The following is an 8,142-nucleotide window of genomic DNA, read 5'->3' as shown; positions in this document are numbered from 1 at the left end:
AAACTTAGGTGTTCCATCCGTCCAATTTAGACGACCATGCTTACGAAGCCAAACTAAAACCGTTGAACACCCCTGAATTCCGTAGTGGTCTTGTGCTTGTTTATATGTGAATTCGCCTTTTTCAACTTGGTCTACAACAGCCAATTTAAAAGCGAGGGAATAATCGCGTTGAGTTCTTTTGCTATTTGATTTCATTACACTCTCCAAATTAAGTTTGAAAAGTGTCAACGCTATTTAGGATGGGTCACAAAAAACAAAAAAAGCCCTCAACTGAGGGCTTTTTAAAACACCTAATCTTTTTTACAATCTTAGTTCGTTAAGTCGTCAAAGAACTTCTTAACGCCATCGAAGAAACCTTGTGCTTTAGGGCTATGCTTACTTGACGCTTTACCCATCGACTCTTCAAGCTCTTGAAGTAGTTCTTTTTGGCGAGATGATAAGTTTACTGGTGTTTCAACCACAACCTTACACATTAAGTCGCCCATGGCGCCACTTCGCACTGATTTAACACCTTTACCACGTAGACGGAACATTCGGCCAGTCTGCGTTTCAGGACTAATTTTCAGTTTCACTTTACCGTCTAACGTTGGCACTTCTAGCTCGCCGCCAAGGGCTGCCGTAGTGAAGCTTAACGGTACTTCACAGTACAAGTTGTTGCCATCGCGCTTAAATATATCGTGCTCACGTACGTGAACCTGCACGTACAAATCGCCTGGAGGTGCACCGTTCTCACCGGCTTCCCCTTCGCCTGATAGACGAATGCGATCACCCGTATCTACGCCAGCCGGGATTTTAACATTAAGGGTCTTGGTCTTTTCTTTACGACCGTGGCCATGACAGCTGTTACACGGATCTTCAATGATCTTGCCTTTACCTGAACACGTTGGGCAGGTTTGCTGAACAGCGAAGAAACCTTGGCGCATTTGAACTTGGCCATTACCGTGACAGGTTGGACAGGTTTTAGGTGAAGAACCTTTCTTCGCTCCAGAACCATCACAAACATCACACTCAACTAAGGTGGGTACGCGAATGTCCACGCTCTTTCCGCGAACCGCTTCTTCCAAGCTTAGTTCTAAGTTATAGCGAAGGTCTGAACCTTGACGTGCGCGAGATTGACGACCACCTCGGCCACCGCCAAAGATATCGCCAAATACGTCGCCAAAAATATCGCCGAAATCGGCACCACCACCGAAGCCACCGCCACCACGGTTTGGATCAACTCCCGCATGGCCATATTGGTCGTATGCTGCACGTTTCTGCGAATCTGACAGAATTTCGTAGGCTTCCTGGATTTCTTTAAATTTATCTTCCAGGCCTTTATCGCCTTGCGTACGGTCAGGGTGATACTTCATCGCAAGCTTCTTGTACGCCTTTTTAATTTCGCGTTCGCCTGCGCTTTTATCTACCCCGAGTACTTCGTAGTAGTCTCGTTTCGACATATCGTTTACATATCCTACTTTTTGTCGATAAGCATTTTATGCTCATCGAATCTACATCTGACTGTTGTGAAAATAACCTGAATATAAATTCAATAACGCCAAGTCATTTACACAACAAAGGCGCAACAAGAAATTCCTGATGCGCCTTAACTGCTTATACGGCCCGCTATCATGCTAGGTAACGGGCCTGACACAACAGTTTACTTCTTGTCGTCGTCTTTCACTTCTTCAAATTCAGCGTCAACAACGTCATCGTCTGCTTTACCAGAAGATTGCTGTTCTGCACCTTCTGCGCCGCCGGCTGCAGCCTGCTGTGCTTGCGCCGCTTCCATCAGCTTGCTAGAAGCTTGAATAAGCTCTTGCGTTTTTGCTTCGATGTCCGCTTTGTCTTCGCCTTTAACCGCAGTTTCAAGTGCTGAAAGTGCTTCTTCGATTGGCGCCTTGTCTTCTGCACTTAGTGCATCGCCAACTTCTTCAAGCTGTTTACGTGTGGCGTGAACCATACCGTCAGCTTGGTTACGCGCTTGAATCAGCTCTTCGAACTTCTTGTCAGCTTCTTTGTTCGCTTCCGCGTCAGCTACCATTTTTTCTACTTCTTCATCGCTTAGGCCTGAAGAAGCTTTGATAGTGATCTTCTGCTCTTTACCCGTATCTTTATCTTTCGCAGATACGTGTAGGATACCGTCAGCATCAAGATCGAATGTTACTTCGATTTGCGGTACACCGCGTGCTGCTGGACGAATACCTTCTAGGTTGAACTGGCCAAGAGACTTGTTGCCACTTGATTGCTTACGCTCACCTTGTAGTACGTGTACTGTTACCGCTGACTGATTGTCTTCAGCAGTTGAGAAAGTTTGCGACTTCTTCGTTGGAATCGTCGTGTTTTTCTCGATAAGTACCGTCATTACGCCACCCATTGTCTCGATACCTAGAGACAGAGGTGTAACGTCTAGAAGTAGTACGTCTTTAACGTCACCAGAAAGTACGCCACCTTGAATTGCCGCGCCTACTGCAACTGCTTCATCAGGGTTTACGTCTTTACGTGGCTCTTTGCCAAAGAATTCAGTCACATACTTCTGTACTAGCGGCATACGAGTTTGACCACCAACTAGGATAATGTCGTTGATGTCGCCAACAGAAAGATCCGAATCAGCTAGTGCCTGCTTAAGCGGCTCAAGTGAATTCTTAACTAGGTCTTCAACCAAAGACTCAAGTTTTGCACGAGTAAGCTTAATCGCTAAGTGCTTAGGACCTGTTGCATCAGCAGTGATGTAAGGCAGGTTAACTTCAGTCTGTTGTGAAGAAGAAAGCTCAATCTTCGCTTTTTCACCGGCTTCTTTAAGACGCTGCATAGCAAGCGGATCTTTACGAAGGTCGATACCTTGGTCTTTCTTAAATTCTTCAACTAGGTAGTTGATAACGCGGTTATCGAAGTCTTCACCACCAAGGTGAGTATCACCATTAGTTGCTAGTACTTCAAAGGTGTGCTCGCCGTCTACTTCATCGATTTCGATGATAGAGATATCGAACGTACCACCACCTAAGTCGTATACTGCAACAACGTTGTCGCCTTGCTTTTTGTCCATGCCGTAGGCAAGAGCAGCAGCAGTTGGCTCGTTGATAATACGCTTAACTTCAAGACCTGCGATACGACCCGCGTCTTTAGTTGCTTGACGCTGAGAGTCGTTGAAGTAAGCAGGAACAGTGATAACTGCGCCAGTAACTTCTTCGCCAAGATAATCTTCAGCGGTCTTTTTCATTTTCTTAAGTACTTCAGCAGAAATTTGCGGTGGCGCCATTTTCTCGCCTTTCGCTTCTACCCACGCATCACCGTTATCAGCACTTACAATTTTGAAAGGCATGATGTCGATGTCGCGCTGTACTTCTTTGTCTTGGAAGCGACGACCAATTAAACGCTTAATTGCGAATAATGTGTTGGTCGGGTTTGTTACTGCCTGACGCTTCGCTGATTGACCTACAAGTGTTTCACCATCGTTTGTGTAAGCGATGATTGAAGGAGTTGTACGGTCGCCTTCCGCGTTTTCAATTACGCGAGGTTTGTCGCCGTCAAGAACTGCGACACATGAATTCGTTGTACCTAAGTCGATACCAATGATTCTACCCATTTCGTGTCTCCGAAAAAGTTTCTTAATTCTGTACTTTTAGTGGGGTTATTCCCCGAACTTTTCAATAGTTGCCAATTAAAAAAACTGACATTTTTGTGTGTTTATCGCAAAAGACGTGACTTACGCTTGCGTATCCACACCACCGCTTGGTGCACGCGATACCATTACCATGGCTGGGCGTAACAAACGGCCGTTAATTTGATAACCTTTTTGCATAACCGCCATCACCGTGTTCGGCTCGTGGTCTGCGCTTTCTTGCATCGACATAGCCTGATGCAAATCAGGGTTAAAGGTTTCGCCCTGCGGATCAATAAGGCTTAATCCGAATTTCTCAATAGTGCTTAAGAAAGTTTTGTGGGTCATTTCCACACCTTCTAGCAGAGGTTTAACCGCTTCATTGTCGCTATCGGTCAATTCGATCGCGCGCTCTAGGTTGTCAATAACCGGAAGCAACTCACCAGCAAAGCGTTCAAGGGCAAATTTACGCGCCTTTTCTACTTCACCTTCAGCACGGCGACGTGCGTTTTCCGCTTCTGCACGTGCGCGAAGCACACCATCTTGCTGCTCTTTAATCGTTGCTTGCGCTTCAGAAAGTGCCGTCTCTAGCTCGTAAATGCGCTGTGCATTTTCATCTAGTTCGACGCCTTCTGCTTCTGACGCTTCTACTTGCGCTTCTTCAGCATTTTGAACAGTTTCATCAACTGTATTTTCTTGATCTGCCTGCACGTCGCGATTATCGCTCATGCCTACCTCCAAACGTTTTTCTTAATTAGGCATTGCCCAATAACGTTAACATTATTGGGAATAAGTCTGTTGCGCTTAGTTATGGGGCTAGATTTAAGGTGATCAAGGGTATCCACAATATTTTTGTGGATGTAATGCGAAAAAGTTAACGGTCTCTACTACGCGCTTTGAATCTGTGACGAGTGTAAAAACCGTGTTAATGTAAAATTTATCGAAAAGCGCACTAAAACAACTCCTTATCAAAGTGCGTTACAACACGGAATTTCTATGCTGAGTATCTGGACCGTTGGCACTATCGTCGGTTTTTACCTTTTGGCGTTATTTGCTTTAGCATTTTGGGGAGATAAGCGTTTACGCGATAACAGGCAGCACCCTGTACTGTATAGTCTTGGATTGGGCGTGCATTGTACCTCTTGGGCATTTTTCGGCACAACGTCGCAGGCGGCACAATACGGCTGGGCTGTCATCCCTACTTATTTAGGGATCATGCTGACAATGGCATTTGCGTTTCCCGTAGTACTTCATATAAGCCGATTGTGCCAGCAACACAACATCAGTTCTTTGGCTGACCTTATATCACTTAAATATCAGCACTCTCACCTAATTGCTGCGCTTATTACTTTGCTTTGCTTTTTTGGCGTTGTGCCATACATAGCTTTGCAATTAGACGCCATTACAAAATCGATAAATTTATTAACTGGCGACGCGCATACCAGTACGCCTTGGTTAAGTATTTATGTGGCCATCCTGCTCGCCCTGTTTGCCATCATTTTTGGCACTCGTACACTGAACTTAACCGACAAACACCCGGGGTTACTGCTTACCATTGCTTTTGAGTCGATAATAAAGCTAGTGGCATTGTGGGCTGTGGGTATTTTTGTTTGCTTCTATTTATTCGATGGGGTTCTTGATCTGGTATCAAACGCTGCGTCAAATACCAGTGCAAGAGAAGTCATTTACGCTGATAGCGCACCTTGGGTTTATATATCACATGTTGCGCTTGGCGTTTGCTCTATGTTCGTATTGCCACGGCAGTTTCATATGAACTTTGTTGAGCAAAATGGGGAGGGAGAGCTAAGAACTGCAAGATGGCTATTTCCCCTCTATTTGCTCGGCATGACCCTTTTCATTATTCCTATTGCCCTTGCAGGTAAAATGCTTTTGCCTGCGTCTACTAGCTCAGATGCCTACGTGCTCGCTCTTCCTTTATATGCGGAAAATATTGCACTGTCGTCATTTGCTTTCATTGGTGGTCTCTCTGCAACCACCAGCATGGTGATTGTCGCAACATTAGCATTGGGGATAATGATTTCGAACAACGTTGTCACGCCGCTATGGCTTAAAGCTCAACTAAAAACCTCGCCCAACCGTTCAATGCAGCCAGGTAAAATATTGTCGATACGTCGTCTTACCGTGGTGGTCGTACTCAGCATCGCTCTTTGGTATCACCTCAACATTAGCCAAGCTGCACCTTTGGTTAAAAGCGGCGTTATCGCTATTGCCCTGTTAGCCCAATGTATGCCATCTCTTATGTTTGGTCTCTATTGGCAGCGAAGCAACAAGGCAGCTGCCATTAGCGCTTTGGTAGTGGGCTTTGTTTGTTGGGCAGCATTTCTTCTCTACCCAAGTTTACTGTCGAGTTATTATTTTGACCCCGCCCCTACCGACCAAGCACTCGGCAAAGGTTTTGCCTTTTCCCTCTTAGCTAATTGCGCCACGTTCATCGCAATTGCGTTTATAACCTCGGGGCGTGGCGCTAAGCAAAACACTTCCACTACCACTGATGAAGATGCCCCCCGCTTACTGGTAAAAGTACGGGATTTAATTGCGCTTACTGAGCGTGTATTGGAAAGTGCCACACATTCTCAACTTGTTCAGCAGCTTTCTGTTGACGTCAATCGCGCTTCAAGTAGTGGTTACGCAAGCCAGGCTCTTATTGACAGAGTAAACAAATTACTTGCCGCACAAGTGGGCGCCCCTAGTGCACGCATATTATTGGGCGCTATTGCGGAGACTGGCAGCGATAGCTTTCCAGAGTTGGTTGACTGGGTGGAAGAGGCCTCCCAGTCATTTCAGTTCAACCACGAAGTTCTCCAATCGTCGGTACAAAATATCGAACAAGGCATCAGTGTATTAGATGACAAGCTGCAGCTACTGGCGTGGAACGAGCGCTATGTGGAGCTATTTGCCTACCCCAAAGGCTTTTTGAAAGCAGGCATGCCCATTACTGAAATACTAAAATACAACGCGCAACGCGGTCTCTTCAGTCCCTCATCTATTGATAAGCGGGTAAGTTACATGCTTGAGGGCACCCGTCATAAACACATCCGTAAACAGCCCGACGGAAAAGTAATAGAACTCAATGGCGCACCGCTTCCCGGTGGCGGCTACGTAACCACATACAGCGATATTACCGAATACATTGCTATTCAAAAAGAATTAGAAAACGCAAAAGAAGATCTAGAAGCTAGGGTTGCCCTTCGCACCGCCGAGTTAGAAGAAGCAAAGCTTCAAGCTGATAAGGCCAATGAGAGTAAAACTAAATTTCTGGCCGCGGCGGGGCACGACCTTATGCAACCCTTTAACGCCGCTACATTATTTGCCAGCATGCTGAGTAAAAAGACACAAGGCAGCGAATTGGCCACGTTGTCTGAAGGCGTAGTGAATTCATTAGATAACGCTCAAAGTTTGCTTTCCATGCTACTGGATATGACAAAATTAGACGCTGGCGTACTGATACCACAAAAGACTGCGTTTCCCATCGATGAAATGCTGTCATCGCTGGTACAAGAATTTAGTGTGATTGCTAAGCAAAAAGGTATTGTTCTTAGGTATGTGCCGAGCACAGTCATGGTGTACTCGGACAAAATTTTATTGCGTAGGGTGCTTCAAAACTTGTTGTCTAACGCTGTGCGTTATACGACAAAAGGCAGCATACTCGTCGGCGTTAGGCGCGCGCACTTCTCTGACGCCGAGCAAACTATAAAACTTTGTGTATACGATACAGGTTCGGGTATTGCCCCTCACCAACAGCACGAGATTTTTAGCGAATTTCATCAGCTTGAAAGCAATAATAAAGGAGAAGGAATTGGATTAGGCCTGACGATTGTAGATAAGATATGCCGATTACTTGGCCATAAGGTCGAGCTAGCTTCGTCGCTAAATCGAGGAAGCTGCTTTAGCGTAGCTGTGTCAAAAGCAAGTCAAAGTGAATGCTCGGTATCAGGTGCGCGCACAAATAACGCTAATCATGTCGATGCCGTTACTCCCGCCCCAATCTTAACGGTGAATTCTGAAAACGAACCAACTAATCACACTGTTAATAAAAAAGCAGTGTCGGGCGTTCTTTTATCTCCCCAACAGTCAACCTCAAGGCCTTTATCCGCTGCTGGCTCGGCAAAAGATAACAACGAACCGTTTTTAAAAGGCGCTCGCTTTTTACTTGTAGAAAACGATGAGCAAGTAGCAGACGCAATGTGTGCGTTGCTTAGCGATTGGGGCGCTAATACTTCGTTGATAGCAAGCGTAACAGATGCATCGAATATGCCCGGACAACACTTTGACGTACTTATCGCCGATTACCATCTAGACTATGGTGAAACCGGTTTTGACGTAGCCGCAAGGCTTGCTGAAAATAGCGTGAGTTTTGACGTGAAGATTCTGGTCACAGCTAATAGAAGTAATGACATAAGAGAAGAAGCGGCAGAGCAACAATTTAGCTACCTGCCAAAACCCCTAAAGCCTGCGGCGCTCAAGCGACTACTGAAACAGTCGCTTAGTTAAACGCGATTAAATAGCATGGTCGCCTTGACGCCGAAGTATAATTTAAGTTT

General features: G+C 45.7%; 4 protein-coding genes and 1 pseudogene. 1 reads left to right on the top strand and 4 read right to left on the bottom strand.

Going from position 1 to position 8,142, the window contains the following annotated elements; all coding sequences use genetic code 11:
* From BGK61_RS08915 to grpE, 4 genes and pseudogenes are all read right to left on the bottom strand, one after another.
* A pseudogene (locus tag BGK61_RS08915) lies at positions 1–195 on the bottom strand (IS3 family transposase); the annotation flags it as partial.
* A 113-nt stretch (positions 196–308) separates the two neighbouring features.
* Positions 309–1,439, bottom strand: a complete 1,131-nt coding sequence (dnaJ, locus tag BGK61_RS08910) for a molecular chaperone DnaJ (RefSeq protein WP_014997935.1) — start codon at positions 1,437–1,439, stop codon at positions 309–311.
* A 200-nt stretch (positions 1,440–1,639) separates the two neighbouring features.
* On the bottom strand, positions 1,640–3,565 hold the full coding sequence (dnaK, locus tag BGK61_RS08905; protein WP_014997934.1) for a molecular chaperone DnaK: 1,926 nt from the start codon (positions 3,563–3,565) through the stop codon (positions 1,640–1,642).
* A 120-nt stretch (positions 3,566–3,685) separates the two neighbouring features.
* A complete protein-coding gene (gene grpE, locus BGK61_RS08900; RefSeq protein ID WP_076012568.1) occupies positions 3,686–4,309 on the bottom strand; it encodes a nucleotide exchange factor GrpE in 624 nt (207 codons plus the stop codon).
* Between the two features lie 267 nt (positions 4,310–4,576).
* Here grpE and BGK61_RS08895 point away from each other — a divergent pair, with 267 nt between their 5' ends.
* On the top strand, positions 4,577–8,092 hold the full coding sequence (locus BGK61_RS08895; RefSeq protein WP_076012567.1) for a hybrid sensor histidine kinase/response regulator: 3,516 nt from the start codon (positions 4,577–4,579) through the stop codon (positions 8,090–8,092).
* Positions 8,093–8,142: the final 50 nt, after the last annotated feature.

Origin of the sequence: Alteromonas abrolhosensis (assembly GCF_001953635.1) — a bacterium.
GTDB classification, from domain to species: Bacteria; Pseudomonadota; Gammaproteobacteria; order Enterobacterales; family Alteromonadaceae; genus Alteromonas; species Alteromonas abrolhosensis.
This window is presented reverse-complemented; position numbering and strand designations above follow the sequence as displayed.

What these genes read in the sequence shown, in the direction of transcription:
- dnaK (WP_014997934.1), bottom strand. Translation starts at nt 3,565, where the DNA reads ATGGGTAGAATCATTGGTATCGACTTAGGTACAACGAATTCATGTGTC.
- grpE (WP_076012568.1), bottom strand. Translation starts at nt 4,309, where the DNA reads ATGAGCGATAATCGCGACGTGCAGGCAGATCAAGAAAATACAGTTGAT.
- dnaJ (WP_014997935.1), bottom strand. Translation starts at nt 1,439, where the DNA reads ATGTCGAAACGAGACTACTACGAAGTACTCGGGGTAGATAAAAGCGCA.
- BGK61_RS08895 (WP_076012567.1), top strand. Translation starts at nt 4,577, where the DNA reads ATGCTGAGTATCTGGACCGTTGGCACTATCGTCGGTTTTTACCTTTTG.